The organism is Lentibacillus jeotgali (assembly GCF_000224785.1).
GTDB lineage: Bacteria > Bacillota > Bacilli > Bacillales > Amphibacillaceae > Lentibacillus > Lentibacillus jeotgali.
On record NZ_AGAV01000005.1, the window covers coordinates 179,498 to 200,551 of the forward strand.

Here is a 21,054-nt window from a genome sequence, read left to right on the forward strand (position 1 = left end):
TGAACTGGATTAACCTCAAATGCTAAAGTTCACAATTAAGCACACAATTAATCTTATGTTTCAGTATCCCCATAGATAAATGGAAGCCTGCTGTGCAGACTTCCGCGACTAAATGATCCCTAATGAATTTAAAAATACGATAATGATCGTAAGCGGCACGAGCCAGCGCATGATCTGAAACCAGAGCTGGAAAACCCCGGATGAAAGGTTGTTGCCATATAAAAATTCCTGTTTCATCAAGGCGCGATCCATCCTGATTCCGATAAATAACGCCATCAGCAAACATCCGCCCGGAAGCATTATGTTGCTGACAAGAAAGTCACTGGCGTCAAACACGGTCTTGCCAAAAATTTTAAAATCTGAAAGCGCACTTGAAGACAGGGCAGCAGGAATCCCAGCAAAGAAAACGATTAGACCGGAGACCCAGACGACTTTGGTCCGTGAATAGTTCTTTCTGGCAGTGACGGCTGATGTCATAATCTCCAGCATGCTGAATGCAGATGTGAAAATGGCAAATAGGAATAACAACAGGAATAGGGTTAAAAATACCTCACCAAACGGCATTTGCGCGAAAGCTGCCGGCAGTACCATGAACAGCAGACCAGGGCCTTCAGTCGGTTCCAGCCCGAATGAAAATACAACAGGGAAAATGGCCAGCCCTGCCAAAAGCGACACAAAAATGTTCATGAGTGAAACAGACGCTGCTGAAAAGGGTAGACTCACATCTTTTTCAAGATAGGAACTGTATGTCACCATTACGGAAAAACCGACAGCCAGGGCAAAGAAAGACTGTCCGAGCGCGTACAAAATACCTTCTGCTGTCATTTTAGAAAAGTCCGGCTGCAGAAAGAATCTTAAGCCTTCCGCCGCACCTTCAAAGGTAATGGAACGGAAGACCAGTATAATAAAGAAAATAAACAATAATGGCATCATCACTTTGCTTGCTTTTTCAATCCCCTCTTTAATACCAAAGGAAACAATAATGACGGCAAGGATTAAAAACAGGGCATGCCCGGAGATAGCGATAAGCGGATTGCCGGTAATCGCTCCAAATAACTGCTCATAATTGGCATTCTCTGAAATGACGGAGCCAAATAGCGACATGACGCTGTAAATGAGCACCCAACCACCGACAACACTGTAAAATGACAATAGGATAAATGAGCCGGCGACCCCCCAATAGCCGATAATTGACCAACCGCTGCCGGGAGCGAGCTTTTTGAAGGCGCTGACAGCTTCCTTCTGGGCCCCGCGGCCGATAACAAATTCAGTGATCAGCAAGGGGAGCCCGATGATTAATGTAAATACAATGAATAGCAGGAAAAAGGCACCGCCCCCATTCATCCCGGTCATATAAGGGAATTTCCATATGGCGCCGAGGCCGATTGCCGCTCCTGCTGATGATAAAATAAATCCAATCCTGGAAGACCAATAATCCCGCATAATTGACTCCTCTCCATATAAAAATGTAACCAATATTATAAACCATTTTGGACGCCATCCACAATCACAGACTGCAAGGAGTTATATGTCGGTCCGCAGTTCCCATAATTCCGGAAAGAAATAGTGCCCGAGCACCTGCTTCAAATAACCGACACCTGAGGACCCGCCCGTGCCTGTTTTATGTCCGATGATCCGTTCCACTGTTTTCATATGCCGGAAACGCCACTGCTGGAACCAGTCTTCAATATCGACCAGCTTTTCCGCCAGTTCATAAAGTTCCCAATATGTTGATACATCACGGTACACGTCCATCCATGCTTTCTCGACTGAAGTGTTCTTTTCGTACGTTTTGGAAAAATCACGATTGAGTACTTCCTGATCAATATCAAATCCATGCCGGGCCAAAGCCTTGATGGCAACATCATAAAGCCCGGGTTTATGATAGGCTTCCTCCAAATGTGCATAAACTTCCGCGTCTTTTTCATAAATCTTTAAAATATGTGGTGCCTTATAGCCCAACACGAATTCAACCAGACGATACTGGTATGACTGAAATCCTGAGGCATTTCCGAGTTTGTCGCGGAACTCCAGGAACTCGGCAGGCGTCAGGGTTGCCAGGACATCCCAGGCATGAATGATTTGCGACTGTATTTTTGAGACGCGGGCAAGCATTTTAAAAGAAGCCCTTAGATTATCCCGTTCGATCGCTTCAATCGCGCCTTTTGTTTCGTGGATAATCAGCTTTAGCCAAAGTTCGCTCACTTGATGGATGATGATAAACAGCATTTCATCATGATGATTGGAAAGCCGTTTTTGACTGTTTAATAGAGTGTCAAGCTGTAAGTAATCGCCATAGGTCATTTTTTCCAAAAAATCGGTGTGAATGTCTTTTTCCTGTTCGAACGGATTATCGCTCATGGCAAATCACCTCCTATTCGTCAATTGGCTTCAGCACGGCACGGACCGGACTGCCATCAGCACCGTCTATGGCAAGTGGCAGGGCAATCAGTTCGTAGCGTCCGGGCTTTACGTGATCAAGCATCAGGTTTTCCAATATAAAAATATTCTTATCATATAGTGCATGGTGTGCAGCCAAATCCTTACTTTCAGGCGGATCCACAGAGGGCAAATCAACGCCAATAAGCTTGACGTCCTGTTCATGAAGGAATTCCGCAATACTTGGGTCAAGCTCCGGCATTTGATCGGGAAAGCGTTTCGGGTTATTGGGCAATGATGTATGCAGTAAAACACGTGCAGCCCCGTACAGGTTATATGGACGAAGTGTTTCGGCTGTGATTTTGTCGGTATGACTCACGTCAAGCACGACAGCTTCACCGATATACAGGTTGAGGTCCAGCTGATCGACGGTTTTACCGCCGGCATCGTAGTGGAATGGTGCGTCAATATGTGTGCCGGTATGGATGCTACCGGTGATTTGACCGACGTTGACCGACCCGGTTTGTTCTGTCGTATAAGTAAGTGAATAGTCAAATGGCATGTCACCGGGGAAGTGGGCCATGTTATTAGTGAGCGGCTGTGAAATATCGATCCAATTTGCGTGTGTCATCAGGCAATGATACCCCTTTCGTTTTCAAAATGTTTATAGCGTGCCTCAATCATGATTGTTTTCAGAATCTGAATGGTCTCCCATACTTCTGTAAAGGTATTGTACAGTGCAACTGGGGCTAGGCGGATACCGTTGGGTTTCCGAAAATCAGGCACGACACCGTCAGCTTTTAAGGCCTTACAGATACGGGCGGCATCCGGATGTTCAATATAAACGTGACCGCCTCGTGTTGTGTCGTCCTTTGGATTTGCGATTGTAAATCCATAATCGGCCAGCTCAGTTTCAAGCAGATTCATTAAGTATTTTGTTAACTGGAGTGATTTTTGCCGGATATTGTCGATGCCGGCCTGTTTGAACATCTCCAGCGAGCCAATGAGCGGTACAGCACTCAGGAGATGCGGTGTACCAATCTGATAAGTTCCGGCATCCTGAGCGGGTGTGAGGGTATGCTCCATATCAAATTGTTTCGCCTTCGATGAACTGAACCACCCGGCAAGCCCCGGTTCACGGCCAAAATGTTTTCGGTTCACATAAAGCCCGGCGACGCTCCCTGGGCCGGCATTCAAATGTTTATACGTGCACCAGAAGGCAAAGTCGACGCCCCATTCCGACAATTGATGCGGCACCGATCCGATCGAGTGGCAAAGATCAAAGCCAATTGGAATCCCGCGTTTATGTGCTTCATCCGTTAATGTTTTCATGTCGAGCACTTGGCCGCTCCGGTACAGGACTGCTGGAAGTACAATCAGGGCAATGTCATCAGTCATCGCATTGATAATGTTCCTTGTGTCGAGCGTGTTGTCGTCGTTGCTTTCGACTTGAACGAGGTGTTCGGCCGGATCATACCTTTTCAGCTGCAGTTGGCTTTTCAGCGCATAAATATCAGAGGGAAAGTTCAGGGTATCGGCCAGTATCATTGTTTTCATTCCCTCAGGCTGGTAAAAGCTGGCGGTGAGCTGATGAAGGTTAGTGGTCGTCGAGCCGGTAACAACGACTTCTTCAGAGCTGGCACCGATTAACGGAGCTGTCATTGCCCCGAGTTTTTCGGACAGGTAATACCACGGCTCATTGCCTTTCGTCCATCCCTCAATCGCATAAGTTTTCCACGATGCCATCATGTCATCAACAGCCTGTTCTGCCCGCTTTGACAACAGGCCTAGCGAGTTACCGTCCAGATAAATCGTATTTTCAGGCAGATAAAATTCATCCCGGAAACTTGCCAGCTCATCTTGCTGGTCCAAATAAGCCGCATACGTTTTCTCAGTATTCATCATATCACCCCATTTAAATGAATTGGTGGATTTCTTTAATCATAACAATGAAATGAGCTGTTTGAAATATTTAATATGTTTTGCGTTTTAAAACGTGGTCTGGGAGCCTTCAAAAGAAACAGCTTACTCCTTTTAAAATAATTTATTCACAAACAGTTGCAATTTTTCAGACCGTGATTTACACTAACAGCAGATAATTGAAATGGCATTTCATAAAATGAAATGGAGGATACGGAATGTCTTTTGTTTCTGATAAAGTGAGTAATTTGCCGCCATACCTATTTTCCGAAATTCAGCAGATGAAAAAGAAGCTTCAGGAAGATGGTGTTGATGTGATCGATTTGGGGATTGGCGCACCGGATTTGCCGACACCTGACTTTATTGTTGATAAGCTGGCTGAGGAATCAAAAATTCCTGCCAATCATCGTTATTCCGCATATAGCGGTTCTAAAGAATTTAGGGAAGCGGTTGCTCATTTTTACAAAAAGCAGTACGATGTTGACTTGGATACGGAGACAGAAGTGCTCGCTGTAATCGGATCGAAAGAGGGGATTGCCAATCTGATGCATGCGACCATAAACCCCGGGGATATGGTGCTAGTACCTGATCCTGGATACCCAGTTTACGAGACGGCTGTCCATTTAGCTGGCGGGAAGAGCGCAGCATTGCCATTGGATGATACAAATGGGTATGCGCCGCTATATGATCATGTGGACCAGGAATCTATCAATCAGGCGAAATTAATGCTATTAAACTATCCCGGTAATCCAACGGCGGCAACAGCAAATTATGACACATTTTTGAAAGCGGTTGCATTATCCCGGGCAAATCAGCTGTTGCTTGTAAACGATGCAGCGTATGACATGATTACGTTTAAAGGTTATAAAGCGCCAAGTGTGTTGCAGGTACCGGATGCCAAAGAACTTGCTGTGGAATTCGGATCACTGTCGAAGAGTTTTAATATGACTGGCTGGCGGATCGGTTACGTTGTCGGGAACAGGGAGGTCATTAGCGCACTGGCAACGTTTAAAAGCAATATTGACACAAGCCAGTTTTTACCGATTCAAAAAGCGGCTGCTGCTGCACTGCGAAGCGATTTCTCAGCAGTTAAGAAGCATAACACGATTTACCAGCAGCGCATGGAGAAACTTTATAAAGCGTTCAAAAAGCTTGGTATTAAGGCAGACAAACCAAATGGTACGATCTTTCTTTGGGCAAAAGTACCGGATGGTTTCACATCGATGTCGTTTGCAAACAAATTGCTTCACGAAGGGGGTGTGATTGTTACCCCTGGAAACGCGTTTGGTTCACGGGGGGAAGGCTATTTCAGAGTGGCACTGACGGTCACATCTGAACGTTTAGATGATGTTATTGTCCGCATGAGCCAGCTGAATTTAAAGGAGGTGACCGATTAAATGAAAATAACTTCAAATCCCCGAACTACCAAAACGATGACCGCAGCACAAGCAATCGTGGAGTGTATGAAAACGGAAGGTATAAGCGATGCGTTCTGTGTTCCAGGCGAAAGCTATCTGCCTTTAATGGATGCACTGTATGATGAATCCTCCATCAGATTAATATCAGCAAGGCATGAAAGCGGGGCAGCTTTTATGGCGGACGGATATGCCAAGTCATCCCTGAAGCCCGGTGTTGTGATGGCTACACGAGGCGTGGGGGCATCCAATCTTTCCATTGGGGTTCATACCGCTTATCAGGATTCCACGCCAATGATTGTTTTCCTGGGACAGGTACACAGTAAGTTCCGCGGCAGGGAAGGCTTTCAGGAAATTGATCTTGAGCAGTATTTTCGACATACCGCCAAGTGGGCTGTTGAAGTGAAAGCCCCGGAACGCGTGGCGGAAATCGTGCAGCGGGCGTTCCGTATCGCTCAGACAGGAAGGCCAGGACCGGTTGTCGTGTCATTACCGGAAGATGTTCTGCCCGCTGAGGCGGAGATGACGTTCGGGCCGCCTGCTGTTAAACCGAAACCAGTACCGGCTCAGGAAGAAATTAAACTGGTGGAAGAGCTGTTGGCCACATCTGAAAAACCACTGATCATTGCCGGCGGGGGTGTGAAAACTTCAGAAGCTGAAGACGCACTCGTGTCATTTGCCGAAAAATATAGTCTGCCCGTGATTGCAGCGTTTCGCAGGCAGGATGTGTTTCCTAACAATCACCGATTATATGCGGGACATCTTGGGCTGGGGACAAATGCAAATATCCTCCAGACCGTGAAGGAAGCAGGTACGATACTGGCGATCGGAACTCGGCTGTCAGAAGTGACGACACAGGACTATCAGATCCTGGCACCAGAGAAAAAACTGATTCACATCGATATCAGTTATGACGTCATCGGCAAAGTATACAGTCCAGATATAGGTATTGTTGCTGATGCAAAAAAGGCACTTAAGGCACTGGAAAGAATGGAGATTAAAAGCACCTGGAAAAGCTGGGTGAACAGTCGTCGCCGTGCTTTTGAGGAGATAAGCAGTCTGGGTGTTTCGCATAAAGACGCAATCAACAAGCATATAGTGTCAGTGATGGCGGGCATGTTGCCTGATAACGCACTGGTTACCAATGACGCCGGGAATTTTGCTGGCTGGCTGCACGCGTTCTATCCGTTTAAGGGAAAACATACGTATGTTGGGCCGACTTCCGGTGCCATGGGATATGGTCTTCCGGGAGCACTTGGAGCGAAACTGGCACTGCCGGATAAACCGGTCATCGCTCTGGCTGGTGACGGGGGATTCATGATGACGATGCAAGAGCTGGAAACCGCGGTCAGATACAAGATCCCGGTCATCAGTCTCGTGTTTAACAATGACATGTACGGAACAATCCGGATGCACCAGGAGATGCATTATCCCGAAAAAGTTATTGGTACTGACTTGGGGCGTATTTCATTCAAAAATTTGGCCGAAAGCGTCGGGGCAGAGGGCTACTTGGTCAAGAGCGCCGATGAATTTTCTGAAGCGTTTGACGCGGCACTACAAAACAATGTGCCGGCAGTTATTGAAATTATGACCGAAAAGGAACAGATTTCCGTTTCATCCACGATTACACAAATCCGTGATCGTGCTAAGAGATAGGATATACACTATCAATTTTAGGAGGTATAACTTATGGCTCAAAGCTTGCTTGAGACAAAAAAGCTGAACAATTTTATTAACGGCGAATGGGTGGAAACGAGTGAATCCACTCGGGTGATCAATCCGGCCAATGGTGACACAATCGTGAATGTTCCTCTGTCAGATAGCGGGGCAGTCAACAATGCAGTGGAAGGTGCGAAAAAAGCGCAAAAAGAGTGGGCATTGGTACCTGCACCGCAAAGGGCTGAAGTATTGTTTAAAGTCGGGCAGATGATGAAAGAGCGGAAAGAACGGCTTTCCCAGCTGCTGACGATGGAAAACGGCAAAGTGCTGGAAGAGGCGCGCGGTGAAGTACAGGAAGGCATCGACATGGCATTTTACATGGCAGGGGAAGGGCGCCGCCTGTTCGGCCACACTACACCGGCTGAACTACCGAATAAGTTTTCGATGAGCCAGCGCGCTCCGGTTGGCGTTGTCGGTATCATCACACCGTGGAACTTCCCAATTGCAATTGCCACCTGGAAGTCGTTTCCGGCCATTGTTGCCGGCAACGCGGTTATTTGGAAACCGGCAACTGAAACGCCAATTATGGCCTATGAACTGGCAAAAATCCTTGAAGAAGCTGGGCTGCCAAAAGGCATTATGAATGTGGTGTATGGTAAAGGCTCACAGGTCGGTGATGCGATGGTCCATCATGCTGATATCAAGGTCATTTCGTTTACCGGATCGAATGACACTGGACGTCATATCGCCAGCGAATGCGGCAGGCAATTGAAAAAAGTTTCCCTCGAAATGGGCGGTAAAAATGCGATTACGGTCATGGATGATGCTGACCTCGATCTGGCAGTGGAAGGCATTCTCTGGAGTGCTTATGGCACAAGCGGTCAGCGCTGTACGGCGGCCAGCAGAGTGATTGTTCATGAAGACGTGAAAGAACAGCTTGAGGAGCGGCTGCTTGTCGAAATTGAAAAATTAACTATCGGCGACGGATTAGATGAATCCAATACAGTAGGGCCGATCATCAACAAGGCCGGTCTTGAAAAAATCGAAAAATATATTCAGATCGGCAAAGAAGAGGGGGCCAATTTGATTGCTGGCGGCTATGTGCTTGATGACGGTAAATATACAAACGGACACTATTTCGCCCCGACCCTGTTTACCGACTGTACAGCGGATATGCGCATTTCCCAGGAAGAAATTTTTGGTCCGGTTATCTCACTCATACCGGTAAAAAGTTTTGAAGAAGCAATCGAAGTGAACAATGGTGTTTCATACGGTCTTTCAAGTTCGATCTTCACAACCGATGCCAATCGTGTCTTCAAGGCACAGCGTGATCTGGATACCGGTATAGTTTATGTGAACGCCGGTACAACAGGTGCCGAAATCCATCTGCCGTTCGGTGGTACAAAAGGAACCGGTAACGGTCACCGTGACTCCGGCGTACAGGCACTCGATGTATTTACCGAGTGGAAGGCAGTTTACATCGATTACAGTGGAAAGCTCCAGCGTGCACAGATTGATACTGAGTAAACTGGTGGAACCGAGACTCTGTAATCGGAAATTTGATGTGTATACCGGGAAACGGACAGAAGTTTTTATCGGGGGAGTGACGAAACTATGAAAATAGGTGTATTGGGATCTGGACTGATGGGAAAAGAGGCCGCTCGTGATTTAGTATCAAGTAAGGGCGTTACAGCGGTTGGCCTGGCAGATATCGACATGACAATTGCCCAGCATGTTGTGGATCAATTGAATTCTCCAAAACTGACAGCCTATAAAGTTAATGCCAAGGATAAACAGGAGCTTGGCAATTACATGAGGCAGTTTGATGTCGTCATCAATGCGTTATTCTACTCCTTTAATGAAATCGTTGCTAAGACCGCGATTGAGGTTGGTGTCAACTCAGTGGATTTAGGCGGACACATCGGCCATGTGACCGATAAAGTCCTTGAGCTGAAAGAGGACGCTAAGGCTGCCGGGGTTACACTAATCCCCGACCTAGGCGTGGCACCGGGGATGATCAATATTTTATCCGGTCACGGGGTAAGTAAGCTTGACGGGCTGGAAGAGATTAAACTGTATGTGGGCGGAATCCCGGTCAACCCTGAGCCGCCGTTTGAATACAATCATGTTTTTTCCATGGAAGGTGTTTTTGATCATTATACCGATCCGGCATTGATTATCCGTGACGGTGTCAAACAGGAAATCGAATCTTTAACGGAAGTTGAGCGTGTCCATTTTGAGAAGTTCGGGCCGCTCGAAGCTTTCCATACATCAGGTGGTACATCAACGCTGTCCATTTCGTATCCGCATCTGAAGACGCTGGAATATAAAACGATCCGCTACCCTGGCCATGCAGAGAAATTCAAGCTGCTCGTCGACCTGAATCTGACACGCATGGATTATTCAGTCGATGTCAACGGTCGGGAAATCAACCCCAGGGAAGTACTGTTAAAAGTACTTGATCCGATTGTCGATCTTGGGGACAAAGATGATGTTGTATTGCTTCGAGTTAAAGTCAGCGGTACAAAAGATGCGCAAACGGAAACGCACGAATTTGAAATGAGGACGTACAAGGACAGGAAACATAACGTAACTGCTATGGCCCGCGCCACTGCTAACACGATTTCAGTTGTTGCCCAGATGATTGCAAAGGGAACGGTCACCAAGCGTGGTGTTTATCCGCCTGAGCAGATTGTTCCAGGGGATCCTTATATTGAAGAAATGGCTAGACGCGGTGTGAATATCTATGAATCAAACAGTACGAAGAAAGCACATGTAACAAATTAAATTTTATTGAAAGGGCTGCTATGCTTTTGCGGCAGCCTTTTTTCTTTAGGTATTGATAATAAAATAAAAATCACCACTTAGATAACTGCAAGGAGTATTCGCTATGAATCAGAGTGTCATCAAAGCACTGAAATTATTAAATTACTTCTCGCCAGAAACACCGGAACTGACATTAAAGGAAATTGCCGAAAGAGCCGGAATCCCAAAGCCAACCGCTTACCGACTGTTATCAGCACTGGAATCCGGTAATTTTTTATATAAAACAAAAGAGAACGAGCATGACAGCAAGTATCGGCTTGGACTGAAACTGCTCGAGCTGGGACAACTTGTTTCTGATCAGCTGGAAATCCGGTCAATCGCCTTGCCTGACATGCAGAAGCTTGCCGCTGATATTGACGAGGTGATTCACCTGGTTATTGCCAATCAGGATGAAGCTACCTATATTGAAAAGGTAGATAGTTCAAGAGCACTCAGGCTAAATACCAGAGTCGGCAAGAATTCGCCACTTTACTTAGGCTCCGGCCCGAAAATGCTTCTGGCAAACATGTCCGGAGCAAAGCAGAAAGAAATTTTGCGAGGATCTGAATTGCATCGGGCTTCTGAAAACGGTACGATTAATAAACAGGAGTTGCTTCAGGAGCTGCGGCTGATTTATGAAGATGGCTATGCGTACAGTATCGGGGAACAGGATGCTGATACAACAGGAATTTCATATCCCATCTATGATTATAGTAATCAGGTCATCGCAGCGCTTGCAGTCAGCGGTCTGTCCAGTCATTTTGAAGGAGATAACCTGGAACTGCTGAAGGCCAAAACAAAAGCAACAGCTGAAGCAATCTCCAGAAAGCTTGGTTACCGCGGACCGGATTTTTAACTGGAGGGGATGACGGATGATAAATACAGTATTTATCGCAGGACATGCTAGATTGCCATCCGGAATGGCAGCAAAAAGCATTTATGAAACGCTTACGATAACCGCGGAGATTGATAAAAAATATGGTGTGATTGTAGCGGCCAATTGCACCTTGGCAACCGAACACGGCAGGCACTTTGTCCACCATCTTTTAAGAGGGCACAGTCTCGCGGATGGTATTGAGAAGCCTGCTGAAACGATGAAAGAACATTATTTGGGAAAAGCCGGCAATGCACTCGTTTCGGCGCTACATGATCTGTATCGGCAGTATGAGCATTATCGGGAGAATTATTATTAGAGGGACGTCGTTGATTAATTTTAATCACGACGTTTTATCTGTTAGAAAGTGATATGGCAGATGCACTTTTTAACAACAGCTGACGTTTTAAACATCTTGCCTCCTAATTAATCATTAATGGTGTTTTCATGAGAACGCAGAGGGAGGAGGGACAAGAAGTACACATTTCCCTCTGCTGATCAGCAACATATTTTATGAATTGTCTATACTTTTGTCTTGTTACCTTCCCAGGCCGGGAGCATTTTGTTTAATGGTTTATCTTCCCGATAGCCCAATGCATACCCGGCCTGCATGAGTGTATGCACCTCACGCGTTCCTTCGTATATAACCGGTGCCTTCGAGTTGCGCAAATAACGCTCGACCGGGTATTCATCGGAATAGCCATATGCACCATGTACCTGGACAGCATCGTCAGCAGCTTTGTTGGCAAAATCACACGCTTGCCACTTAGCCATGGAGGTTTCTTCCGTGTTGCGTTTCCCTTCATTTTTCAGTTCACCAGCACGGTAGACGAGCAGACTGCTCATTTCAAGACCTGCCTTCATGTTGGCAATCATTTGTTGGACAAGCTGATGTTTACCGATTGGTTTACCGAACGTTTCGCGTTCATTGGCATAGTTGACACTGGCTTCAAGACATGCCCGGATTTGCCCTACAGCCCCTGCAGCCACTGTGAACCGCCCATTATCAAGTGCTGCCATGGCAATTTTGAATCCTTCCCCTTCTTCACCGAGCAGATTTTCTTTCGGTACTTTAATATTATCGAAGAAGATTTCACCAGTATTACCGGAGCGGATGCCAAGTTTGCCTTTTGTCGCTTTTGAATCGAACCCTTCCCAGTCGCGCTCGACGATGAAGGCCGAAATCCCTTTATGGCGTATTTCTTTGTCGGTATAGGCAAACACAAGGAAATGGTCGGCTGTGTCACATAAAGAAATCCATGCTTTTGATCCGTTCAGGATATAATGGTCGCCATCTTCGACTGCAGTTGACTGAAGTGAGGCAACGTCAGAGCCGGCTCCGGGTTCTGTCAGGCCATAGGCGCCGACTTTATCACCTTTAGCCTGAGGGACGAGGTATTTTTGCTTTTGTTCTTCAGTACCCCATTGCAGCAGGGTCATGCTGTTCAAACCGGTATGAACGGAAACTGCCGTACGAAATGCCGTATCTCCGCGTTCGAGCTCTTCACACACAATGGCGAGTGAATTGTAGTCCATGCCACTGCCGCCGTATTCTTCCGGAATGCAGACGCCCATCAGCCCGAGGTCTGCGAGACGCTTTATTATAGCTGGATCGAATTGTCCTTTCCGGTCCCATTCGGCAATGTATGGCATGATTTCTTTATCCACAAAGCTTCTAACCGTGCGGCGCAGCATATTCTGTTCTTCTGAAAAATTAAAATCCATTTAATCAGCTCCTAATTTTTTGATTGATTAAGTTCTAATTCTGCGAGTATGGCATCAGTGTGTTCACCGGCATCCGGCGGGTGGTGCCGTGTACTTACCGGTGTGCGTGAGAGTTTCAACGGGCTGCCGATCATCTGTATATCGCCTGCTGTCGGGTGTTCGGTGTTAATGAACATATCACGCTCATTCAGCTGCGGATCCTTGGAAACCTCATCAATCGTTTGAATTGGCCCGCATGGAATGCTGTTTTTCTGGCATTTTCCCTGCCAGTAAGCAGTCCGTTTGGTTGAAAACACTTCCTGAAGCAGCGGAATCAGCGTCTTCCGGTTTGCTACACGGTCTGGATTTGTCTGAAAGCGTTCATCTGATGCATATTCGGGTCTTTCTAAAATATCGCATAAGCGTTTAAACTGATTATCGTTTCCGACAGCGATCACCATCTCCCCGTCCTTCGTTGAGAATGTCTGGTAGGGGACAATATTTGCGTGCTGATTTCCGAGGGCAGATGGTTTTTTTCCGGCCATCAAATAGTTGCTGCCGATATTGACAAGCGAACTGACAGCTGAATCATAAAGGGAAAGATCAAGCTTTTGTCCTTTGCCTGATTGTGCCCGTTCAAGCAATGCTCCCTGGATACCAATACACGCGTAAAGACCGGTTAGAATATCTGTGATGGCAACACCAACTTTTTGGGGACCGGATTCGCTGTCACCAGTAATGCTCATCAAGCCGCTCATCGCCTGAATGATAAAATCATAGCCCGGCATGTCTTTATATGGTCCTGTTTCACCAAAACCAGTGATTGAACAGTAGACCAGTCCCGGGTTAACCCTGGCGAGTGTCTCATAATCGAGTCCGAGCCGCTGCATGGTTCCGGTTTTAAAGTTATTGATGATAACATCGCTTTCGCGCACGAGTTCTTTTATTGCCGCATTGCCCTCTGGAGACTTCAGATCTAGCGTAAGGCTTCTTTTGTTCCGATTGGCACAAAGGTAATAGGCGCTGACACCATTTTGAAAAGGCGGGCCCCATTTCCGTGTCTCATCACTTCCACCCGGTGCTTCCACTTTGATGACTTCGGCGCCAAGGTCACCGAGAATCATCGTACAATATGGCCCGGCAAGCACACGTGATAAATCGAGAATCTTAATATTCTCAAGTGCTCCAGCCACTTCATCACTCCTTTCTGTGACAATAAAACAAGCCACTTCAAAAAGACCACAGTATTCTGCGAGGTCAATCTGAACTGGCTTTTATCTGTTGATTCAGAACTGGCGTCGAACTGTAAACAGACTAGGCAGTTTTTAGTTTGTAGTTAAAGTATACATCATGGGCATTAGCGTGGAAACGCTTTAACATGATTAATCTTATTATATAGTATTCTGAAAAATATGTAAACAGGTAATCTTAATGATCGGTTGAAAAGGTGGCATTCACAACTTTTCATAGATCAATCATGGCTCTGATTTCATTAAAAAGCTTAATAACCTCGGGGGTTCCGTTCACTTGTCCCATAACATCATCATAGTGTGTTAAAGGGAGGAGTGACAGAAGGAGGCAAACTTCTTCCCGAGAGTGGAATCTTCTGCCCGAAATCCGAAACTTCTTCCTGAAAGTACAACCTTCTTCCGGAGAAAGAAAACTTCTGCCTGAAACCACAAACTTCAGCCCGAAGGCAACAAAAATCAAATCACAAAAAACCGCGCATACTATAATTAGCAAGCGCGGTTTTATGCGAGTATGAAATTATTATTTAGCAGCTTTCTGCAGTTTTGAAATCATCTGCAGGGAACGACCTGTACCAATGGCAACAGATTCGAGCGGATTTGGTGCGATATGGACAGGCACTATGATTTCTCCTGAAAGCCAGTCCTGCATACCGTTCAGTATGGATCCGCCGCCGGTCAGTACAATTCCGCGGTCAACGATATCACCGCTTAATTCAGGCGGGCAATTTTCCAGTGTTGACCGGATAGTTTCCAGAATCTGATCTAATGATTCTTTTAGGGCGGAGTAGACCTCTTTTGAGGAAACTGACACTGTTTTGGGCAAACCGGTTACCATGTCACGTCCGCGGACATCCGTGGATTCTTCAGTATGATTTTCGTCAGCGTGTCCAATCTCCATCTTAATGTTCTCTGCAGTACGTTCACCAATCATAATATTATATTTCTTTCGGATATAATTGATGATTTCTTCATCCATTTTGTCGCCGCCGCTGCGAATGGAATTGCAGGAGACGACGCCGCCGAATGAGATGATGCCAACTTCGGATGTTCCGCCGCCAATATCAACGATGACGTTTGCAATCGGCTCATCAACAGGTAAATCAGCACCGATGGCAGCCGCGACGGGCTCTTCAATCAAATGGACATGTTTGGCACCATAGCTCGAAACGGCATTATGAATTGCGCGCCGTTCCACGGTTGTGCTTCCTGATGGCGTACATACGACAACAGTTGGCTTGCGCATGGATAAGCCCATTTTCTTGCTCACTTTTTTCAAAAATTCCTTTAGCATTTGGGCCGTCACATCATAGTCCGCAATAACACCATCCTTCAATGGTCTGATCGGGACGATGTTCTGCGGCGTTTTGCCGACCATTTCTTTCGCTTCTGACCCAACAGCTACAACATTTTTATTATTTAGATCAATTGCAACAACAGATGGTTCATTTAAAACAATTCCTTTTGATTTTGAATAAATCAGTATGTTGGCTGTACCTAAATCAATTCCGATTTCTGCGGTTGATAACATGGTTATGCTCCTCCAATGGTGTGTAATCTATTAAATAAGGATAAGATCATAAACTCAGATATGAATAGGACATAAGCCATCTTACACTTCTATTTAGGGGGGTGACAAATAGGTGTAAACGCTGGCTCGTTTTGAATCTAAGCTTCACGAAAATATTTCACTCTCTATCTATTTCAAATGATATGCAATAAAAAATCAAGTAACATTTTGTTTACAATTAATGGTTGTTTGTAATATACAGGCTTGTTTTGAGCAGGTGTCAACAGCGATTTCGTTGTAAATTTTACCACTGCATAAAACCTTTTCCTGAGGAGTCGCCGATTTTAAAACATCAATACTTGGTATTAAGCCGATATCTGACAAAATCTGTGTAAGGCATATACGATTGGAATTCAGTTCCAATAATATTACAAAAAATGCATGGTATGATGATTCTGCAATTCAAAAAACACAGGAGAGGTGACATCAATGCTTAACAAATTAATGGTCGGTTCACTGACCGCCGGGTTGTTAATCAGTGGAGCATTTCAAACAACTGCAGATGCTTCCGCCAATACAGATAAATCGGGGAATCAATCAGTTCAGCATAAAGTCTATTATTCTACTAATGGAAGTGATTGGACGGAGTCTTCACCTGAGAAGTTTAGCAACTATTTAAATGAAAACTTCCCGCAGGTCAATTGGAACTGGACCAAGCAGCAAAATAATAATGAACAGTCAAAACAGAATAAACCCGAACAAAAGTCGGAACAGCCTGATAAAAATGATAAGTCTGAGCAACAGCAAGATAAGTCAGAGGATCAGCAAGATAAACAAGACAAGCCAGAGCAGCAGCAAAATAATTCAAAACAACAGCAAGCTGACAAGCAGCAAGAACAGCAAGGTGAGCAGCAAAAAGCTCAAGCACCCCAGCAGCAAGCTGATAAGCAAAATCAGCAAAATCAATCACAGTCACAGCAGCTGAGTGAATTCGAACAGCAAGTGGTTGAATTAACAAACCAGGAGCGCAAAGCACAAGGTCTGGAACCACTAAAAGTTGACACAGAACTAAGCAAAGTTGCTCGTGAGAAGTCCCGTGATATGGCAGAAAACAACTATTTCTCCCATGACAGCCCTAATTACGGGTCGCCGTTTGATATGATGAAGCAGTATGGCATTTCATATCAGACAGCCGGTGAAAACATCGCCAAAGGCCAGCGTACACCGGAGCAAGTTGTGAACGGTTGGATGAACAGTGAAGGTCATCGTGAAAATATCATGAACCCGAACTTCACCCATATCGGTGTTGGCTATGTTGAAGAAGGCAATCACTGGACACAGCAGTTCATCGGCAAGTAAGGTGAAATTTAAATCAGTGGGGAGTAAACCCCCCACTGATTTTTAGTGGAACAGAACGGCCGTTAAATGCGGGAAAAGTAAAATTTAATTTATGTTAAAAGAAAAGGGGACTAGTCTCAATGGCTCAGTCCCCTTTCTTTTTGCTGTTTTTCCTGACCGTACATGGAAATCACTGCTGCCCCGATCGAAAGTATAACGAATAATCCGCCGACTGCCGCGTTTTGTTCCACAGAGGCACGCTCAATCACCAATCCGCCGATCAGTGATCCAAATGCAATGCCAAGATGAAGTGCCGAGTTATTCAGACTTTGCTGGATATCTGATGTATCGGGTGATAAACCGATCAAATAGCTTTGTGTAGCCGGAGCCAATGTCCAGCTCAGCATTCCCCAGATGATCAGAATAGCCAAAAATGCTGGCAGCGCAAACGTCGTGAATGGTATCGTAAACATCACCAGCGTAAGCGAAGCTGTCGTTGCAATAATGGTGTTCTTTGACCCCCATGTATCTGAAAGCGTGCCGCCAATAGCGCCCCCGCTGACAGCTGCGATCCCAAAAATCATGTAAATGACACTGACCCATGTGCCGTCCACCTCCAGAATGGTTTTGGCAAATGGTGTTAAATATGCATAAAGGGTCGTATGACCTGCCATAAACAGAAAGGTAACGGTTTGTCCAAAAAAGATTCCACGGTTTTTCAGCGTTGCCAGCTGCTGTTTGATTGGGCTTGAAGGTTTCGGCTCAACACGTCCCATCAGAAGTAGCACACCGCCCATTGACAACACAGTCAAAATTGAAATCAGTACAAATGGCGCACGCCAGCCAAATGCATTTCCCAGCAGCAATCCGACCGGCAGTCCAAGCACAATAGAAGCACTGACGCCCATGGAGACAATTCCGATTGCACGGCCGCGGTATTTTGGATGTACAATAGATGGTGCAATGGTCAGACATAATATGATAAGCAGTGATCCGCTTAAGGCCGATATGACTCTCCCGATGAATACAACAGTATATGTCGGGCTGAATACGGTGACCAGGTTCCCCATGAGAAATATAGTGAGAGAAATTAGAGTGAGAAATCTGCGTTCAATGTTTGAAGTGAGGATCAGCAAAATAGGGGCCCCAACAGCAAAAATCAGTGAGAATATCGTAATCAAAAAGCCGACCTGACCGAGACTGACGTTCAAATCAGCTGCCATCAAATCCAATATCCCGCCAATAATCAGTTCGACCATTCCGACCACGAATGCGACAATCATTAAAAAGTAGACACGTTTGTTCATATTATGACGCCTTTCTTATTTTGCTCAAAATACAATCGTACTCCCATTTGGATAAAAAAACAAGCAAATACATTGCTCAGTTATCCTGTGTCTGTTTCTTTTCATCATCACGGTTCAACGATATAATAATAGTAATTGTAGGAGGGGAGAAATCTTTACCGCGCTGAAGAATGTGTCACAGAAGATCATTCGGAAATACTGCTTCAGATGTCTGTGTGATTTTTTTGGAACAAAACATGAAGGTTTCATCAGATAGGCATACTATGAGGAGAGGTGATTGGATGGTCCAAGGAGTAGCGAATTGGAATACTGAAGAGACACAGGAATGGCTGCAGCAGTATGTAGATGACTGGGTTGCTTTTTACCGGAAAAATACGGATGATGGAGAAGTGGCGTCATATATTCCGGAATTAAAGAAGGCCGATCCGGATGATTTGGGCATTGTAATCATTGGTAAAGACGGGTTGTCAGTAAAATCCGGGGATACGGAGATTCCGTTTACACTGCAAAGCATATCTAAAGCTCTCACGTTTATCGTGGCCTGCATGAAGCGCGGTGTTTCGTATATGTTGCAGCGGGTTGATGTGGAGCCGACAGGTGAAGCGTTCAATTCGATTATCCACCTGGAGATGAAACCGGTCAAAAAACCGCTGAATCCATTTAATAATGCCGGAGCGATCACGGTGACTTCAGCTTTGCCCGGAAATACATCGAACGAGCGGCTTGAGCCCTTATTTCAGCTGCTTGAGAACATGCTCGGGTACCGCCCGAAATTGAATACAGATGTATTTAATTCTGAGCGGGATTCGTCGACACGGAACAAAGCGATTGGCTATTATTTGCTGGAAGTCGGCTTTTTGGAATCGGATTTGGATATCACACTGGAAACCTATTTTAAACAGTGCTCAATCGATGTGACACTCGACGACCTTGCACGGATTGGGATGATTCTTGCCAATGATGGCATGGATCCCAAAAATGGCGAGGAGATTATCCCGAGACAGATTGCTCGAATAACCAAGGTGCTTATGCTGACTTGCGGGATGTATGATGCATCGGGGAAATTCGCCACCTATGTCGGCATTCCGGCAAAAAGCGGCGTCTCCGGCGGTATTATAGCCGCTGTTCCGCCTAGAGTTCGTGATGAATCAATGCCGTTTACCGACGGCTGCGGGATCGGTGTTTATGGGCCGGCTCTTGGCGATGAAGGCAACAGTGTCGCCGGTATTCGCCTGCTCCGTCATATTGCGACACAATGGGATTTAAGTATTTTTTAATCATTTTTATTGAACGGGAGGGGTGAAACCATGTGTGGACGTTATACATTGCTTGCCGATGAACTGGAGGTTTTGCGGGAGTTTGGAATTGAGCAGCCAATTGATGATTTTCAGCCAAGCTATAATGTAGCCCCTGGACAAAATGTGCTTGCCATCATTCATGACGGCAGGCAGAAACGTGCCGGTTACTTGCGCTGGGGGCTTGTACCATCTTGGGCAAATGATGAAAAAATCGGGTATAAGATGATAAACGCCCGCAGTGAAACAGCCGACGAAAAACCAAGTTTCAAACGGCTCATGCCCCGTAAGCGCTGCCTGATCGTAGCAGACAGTTTTTATGAATGGAGACGCGACGGGGAGGAAAGACAGCCAAAACGGATACAAGTGGAAGACAGGGCCCTGTTTGCATTTGCCGGACTCTGGGATAAATGGGAGAAAGGTGATAAGAAACTTTTCACATGCACCATCCTGACAAAAGAAGCGAATGGTTTCATGCAGGATATTCATCACCGAATGCCGATCATTCTGCCAAAAGGGAAAGAGAATGCGTGGCTCGAAATAGGCGGTCAGACGCCACGAGAGGCCCGTCAATTCCTGGAGTCACTTGAGACAGAAGATTTAAAGGCCTATGACATTGCGAGCTATGTCAATTCGGCAAAAAATAACGACGAAGGGTGTATTGCACCGCTTGCCTAAATTTTTTTGCCGTTTTGTGTCTATCATTCAAACAAGGATAGTGGCATTTAAGCGTATTTCCCATTATAATGACAGCTGGATAATGAATAAATAATAAGCGGGGGATGACCGTGATACGTGTGCTATTCGTATGTCTCGGGAATATCTGCCGGTCACCGATGGCTGAGGCGATTTTTCGAGATTTGGTGAAAAAAGAAGGACTTTCTGATAAAATCGAAGTGGACTCAGCGGGGCTGGGTCATTGGCATGTCGGAGAGTTGCCGCATGAAGGCACAAGGGAGATACTGGAGGAGCAGTGTATTTCCTATGAAGGCATGAAAGCGAGACAGTTCCATATTCGGGACTTCGGTGATTTCGATTATCTGATTGCGATGGATGATCAGAACATCAGCGAGTTGCAGGAATTGAAAGGCAATAATGGTCTGATTAAGGTAGCCAAACTAATGGAATTTGTCGATGAGACCAAGGAAGATGATGTCCCGGACCCTTTCTTTACGGGTAAATTTGATTATACCTATGAGTTAGTGTCAGAAGGCTGTCATGAATTACTTAAATATATCAGGAATGAAAATAATTTATAACGTAAAAGGAGCGATTTAAGATGGGTAAACGAAAATTATGCCTAGGTTTATTAATCGGTACAATCACGGGAGGACTGCTTTCTTTACTAGACCGGGACGCAAGAAACTATGCAAAAGAGAAAATGACCGATATCAGAAGCGGTTCCTCTTATTATGTGAAGCGTCCGTCCGAGGCAGTTAAAGGAGCAAAGGATGCGTTTGGCCGCTTTAATACAACGTTCACTAAAGGTGCGGATAATGCCATCAATGCACTGGAGCAGGTTGAAGGAACATTGGAACAGTTTACAAATAAGAACGATCGGGAAGAGTTGAATAACAATTTGTAAACGACTGAAGTGAGGG

General features: G+C 45.7%; 19 protein-coding genes. 11 read left to right on the forward strand and 8 right to left on the reverse strand.

Features of this window, described 5'->3' with window-relative positions; all coding sequences use genetic code 11:
* Positions 1-108 precede the first annotated feature (108 nt).
* From ON01_RS03620 to kynU, 4 genes are all read right to left on the reverse strand, one after another.
* A complete protein-coding gene (locus ON01_RS03620; RefSeq protein ID WP_010529648.1) occupies positions 109-1,443 on the reverse strand; it encodes a sodium-dependent transporter in 1,335 nt (444 codons plus the stop codon).
* A gap of 81 nt (positions 1,444-1,524) precedes the next feature.
* The gene (gene kynA, locus ON01_RS03625) at positions 1,525-2,361 is read right to left on the reverse strand and encodes a tryptophan 2,3-dioxygenase (protein WP_010529649.1); all 837 of its coding nucleotides are present in this window, start codon (positions 2,359-2,361) and stop codon (positions 1,525-1,527) included.
* A gap of 13 nt (positions 2,362-2,374) precedes the next feature.
* Complete coding sequence (gene kynB / locus ON01_RS03630; protein ID WP_010529650.1) at positions 2,375-3,010, reverse strand: arylformamidase; 636 nt, start codon at positions 3,008-3,010, stop codon at positions 2,375-2,377.
* Positions 3,010-4,281, reverse strand: a complete 1,272-nt coding sequence (kynU, locus tag ON01_RS03635) for a kynureninase (RefSeq protein WP_010529651.1) — start codon at positions 4,279-4,281, stop codon at positions 3,010-3,012. Before kynU ends, kynB begins: the two co-directional genes overlap by 1 nt.
* 236 nt (positions 4,282-4,517) lie before the next feature.
* Here kynU and ON01_RS03640 point away from each other — a divergent pair, with 236 nt between their 5' ends.
* From ON01_RS03640 to ON01_RS03665, 6 genes are all read left to right on the forward strand, one after another.
* The gene (locus ON01_RS03640) at positions 4,518-5,696 is read left to right on the forward strand and encodes an LL-diaminopimelate aminotransferase (protein WP_010529652.1); all 1,179 of its coding nucleotides are present in this window, start codon (positions 4,518-4,520) and stop codon (positions 5,694-5,696) included.
* A complete protein-coding gene (locus ON01_RS03645; RefSeq protein WP_010529653.1) occupies positions 5,697-7,370 on the forward strand; it encodes a thiamine pyrophosphate-dependent enzyme in 1,674 nt (557 codons plus the stop codon).
* A gap of 33 nt (positions 7,371-7,403) precedes the next feature.
* Positions 7,404-8,900, forward strand: a complete 1,497-nt coding sequence (locus ON01_RS03650; RefSeq protein ID WP_010529654.1) for an aldehyde dehydrogenase family protein — start codon at positions 7,404-7,406, stop codon at positions 8,898-8,900.
* A gap of 87 nt (positions 8,901-8,987) precedes the next feature.
* A complete protein-coding gene (locus tag ON01_RS03655; RefSeq protein WP_010529655.1) occupies positions 8,988-10,160 on the forward strand; it encodes a saccharopine dehydrogenase family protein in 1,173 nt (390 codons plus the stop codon).
* A 103-nt stretch (positions 10,161-10,263) separates the two neighbouring features.
* Positions 10,264-11,034 carry an IclR family transcriptional regulator gene (locus ON01_RS03660; protein WP_010529656.1) on the forward strand — a complete coding sequence of 257 codons (771 nt, stop codon included), beginning with the start codon at positions 10,264-10,266 and terminating at the stop codon, positions 11,032-11,034.
* A gap of 19 nt (positions 11,035-11,053) precedes the next feature.
* A complete protein-coding gene (locus ON01_RS03665; RefSeq protein ID WP_029328973.1) occupies positions 11,054-11,371 on the forward strand; it encodes a DUF3870 domain-containing protein in 318 nt (105 codons plus the stop codon).
* A 203-nt stretch (positions 11,372-11,574) separates the two neighbouring features.
* Here ON01_RS03665 and ON01_RS03670 read toward each other — a convergent pair whose 3' ends face one another.
* The 3 genes from ON01_RS03670 to mreBH all read right to left on the reverse strand — a co-directional run bounded on the left by ON01_RS03670 (position 11,575) and on the right by mreBH (position 15,534).
* Positions 11,575-12,777 carry an acyl-CoA dehydrogenase family protein gene (locus ON01_RS03670; protein ID WP_010529658.1) on the reverse strand — a complete coding sequence of 401 codons (1,203 nt, stop codon included), beginning with the start codon at positions 12,775-12,777 and terminating at the stop codon, positions 11,575-11,577.
* A gap of 11 nt (positions 12,778-12,788) precedes the next feature.
* A complete protein-coding gene (locus tag ON01_RS03675) occupies positions 12,789-13,949 on the reverse strand; it encodes a CaiB/BaiF CoA transferase family protein (RefSeq protein ID WP_010529659.1) in 1,161 nt (386 codons plus the stop codon).
* 577 nt (positions 13,950-14,526) lie between these two features.
* On the reverse strand, positions 14,527-15,534 hold the full coding sequence (mreBH, locus tag ON01_RS03680; protein ID WP_010529660.1) for a rod-share determining protein MreBH: 1,008 nt from the start codon (positions 15,532-15,534) through the stop codon (positions 14,527-14,529).
* Positions 15,535-16,002: 468 nt separating this feature from the next.
* Here mreBH and ON01_RS03685 point away from each other — a divergent pair, with 468 nt between their 5' ends.
* The gene (locus ON01_RS03685; RefSeq protein ID WP_010529661.1) at positions 16,003-16,872 is read left to right on the forward strand and encodes a CAP domain-containing protein; all 870 of its coding nucleotides are present in this window, start codon (positions 16,003-16,005) and stop codon (positions 16,870-16,872) included.
* Positions 16,873-16,988: 116 nt separating this feature from the next.
* Here the strand turns inward: ON01_RS03685 and ON01_RS03690 are convergent, their stop codons facing one another.
* A complete protein-coding gene (locus ON01_RS03690) occupies positions 16,989-18,158 on the reverse strand; it encodes an MFS transporter (RefSeq protein WP_010529662.1) in 1,170 nt (389 codons plus the stop codon).
* Between the two features lie 281 nt (positions 18,159-18,439).
* On the opposite strand from ON01_RS03690, the gene ON01_RS03695 reads away from it, so the two are divergent.
* The 4 genes from ON01_RS03695 (at position 18,440) to ON01_RS03710 (ending at position 21,038) form a co-directional block, all read left to right on the forward strand.
* Positions 18,440-19,435, forward strand: a complete 996-nt coding sequence (locus ON01_RS03695; RefSeq protein ID WP_010529663.1) for a glutaminase — start codon at positions 18,440-18,442, stop codon at positions 19,433-19,435.
* Between the two features lie 30 nt (positions 19,436-19,465).
* The gene (locus tag ON01_RS03700; protein WP_010529664.1) at positions 19,466-20,131 is read left to right on the forward strand and encodes an SOS response-associated peptidase; all 666 of its coding nucleotides are present in this window, start codon (positions 19,466-19,468) and stop codon (positions 20,129-20,131) included.
* A gap of 110 nt (positions 20,132-20,241) precedes the next feature.
* Positions 20,242-20,712, forward strand: coding sequence for a low molecular weight protein-tyrosine-phosphatase (locus tag ON01_RS03705; RefSeq protein ID WP_029328974.1), 471 nt, complete (start codon positions 20,242-20,244; stop codon positions 20,710-20,712).
* 20 nt (positions 20,713-20,732) lie between these two features.
* The gene (locus tag ON01_RS03710; protein ID WP_010529666.1) at positions 20,733-21,038 is read left to right on the forward strand and encodes a hypothetical protein; all 306 of its coding nucleotides are present in this window, start codon (positions 20,733-20,735) and stop codon (positions 21,036-21,038) included.
* The last annotated feature ends 16 nt before the right edge of the window (positions 21,039-21,054 follow it).

What these genes read in the sequence shown, in the direction of transcription:
- ON01_RS03700 (WP_010529664.1), top strand. Translation starts at nt 19,466, where the DNA reads ATGTGTGGACGTTATACATTGCTTGCCGATGAACTGGAGGTTTTGCGG.
- ON01_RS03650 (WP_010529654.1), top strand. Translation starts at nt 7,404, where the DNA reads ATGGCTCAAAGCTTGCTTGAGACAAAAAAGCTGAACAATTTTATTAAC.
- kynU (WP_010529651.1), bottom strand. Translation starts at nt 4,281, where the DNA reads ATGAATACTGAGAAAACGTATGCGGCTTATTTGGACCAGCAAGATGAG.
- ON01_RS03620 (WP_010529648.1), bottom strand. Translation starts at nt 1,443, where the DNA reads ATGCGGGATTATTGGTCTTCCAGGATTGGATTTATTTTATCATCAGCA.
- ON01_RS03690 (WP_010529662.1), bottom strand. Translation starts at nt 18,158, where the DNA reads ATGAACAAACGTGTCTACTTTTTAATGATTGTCGCATTCGTGGTCGGA.
- ON01_RS03645 (WP_010529653.1), top strand. Translation starts at nt 5,697, where the DNA reads ATGAAAATAACTTCAAATCCCCGAACTACCAAAACGATGACCGCAGCA.
- ON01_RS03670 (WP_010529658.1), bottom strand. Translation starts at nt 12,777, where the DNA reads ATGGATTTTAATTTTTCAGAAGAACAGAATATGCTGCGCCGCACGGTT.
- ON01_RS03660 (WP_010529656.1), top strand. Translation starts at nt 10,264, where the DNA reads ATGAATCAGAGTGTCATCAAAGCACTGAAATTATTAAATTACTTCTCG.
- ON01_RS03640 (WP_010529652.1), top strand. Translation starts at nt 4,518, where the DNA reads ATGTCTTTTGTTTCTGATAAAGTGAGTAATTTGCCGCCATACCTATTT.
- ON01_RS03710 (WP_010529666.1), top strand. Translation starts at nt 20,733, where the DNA reads ATGGGTAAACGAAAATTATGCCTAGGTTTATTAATCGGTACAATCACG.
- ON01_RS03695 (WP_010529663.1), top strand. Translation starts at nt 18,440, where the DNA reads ATGGTCCAAGGAGTAGCGAATTGGAATACTGAAGAGACACAGGAATGG.
- kynB (WP_010529650.1), bottom strand. Translation starts at nt 3,010, where the DNA reads ATGACACACGCAAATTGGATCGATATTTCACAGCCGCTCACTAATAAC.
- mreBH (WP_010529660.1), bottom strand. Translation starts at nt 15,534, where the DNA reads ATGTTATCAACCGCAGAAATCGGAATTGATTTAGGTACAGCCAACATA.
- kynA (WP_010529649.1), bottom strand. Translation starts at nt 2,361, where the DNA reads ATGAGCGATAATCCGTTCGAACAGGAAAAAGACATTCACACCGATTTT.
- ON01_RS03685 (WP_010529661.1), top strand. Translation starts at nt 16,003, where the DNA reads ATGCTTAACAAATTAATGGTCGGTTCACTGACCGCCGGGTTGTTAATC.
- ON01_RS03655 (WP_010529655.1), top strand. Translation starts at nt 8,988, where the DNA reads ATGAAAATAGGTGTATTGGGATCTGGACTGATGGGAAAAGAGGCCGCT.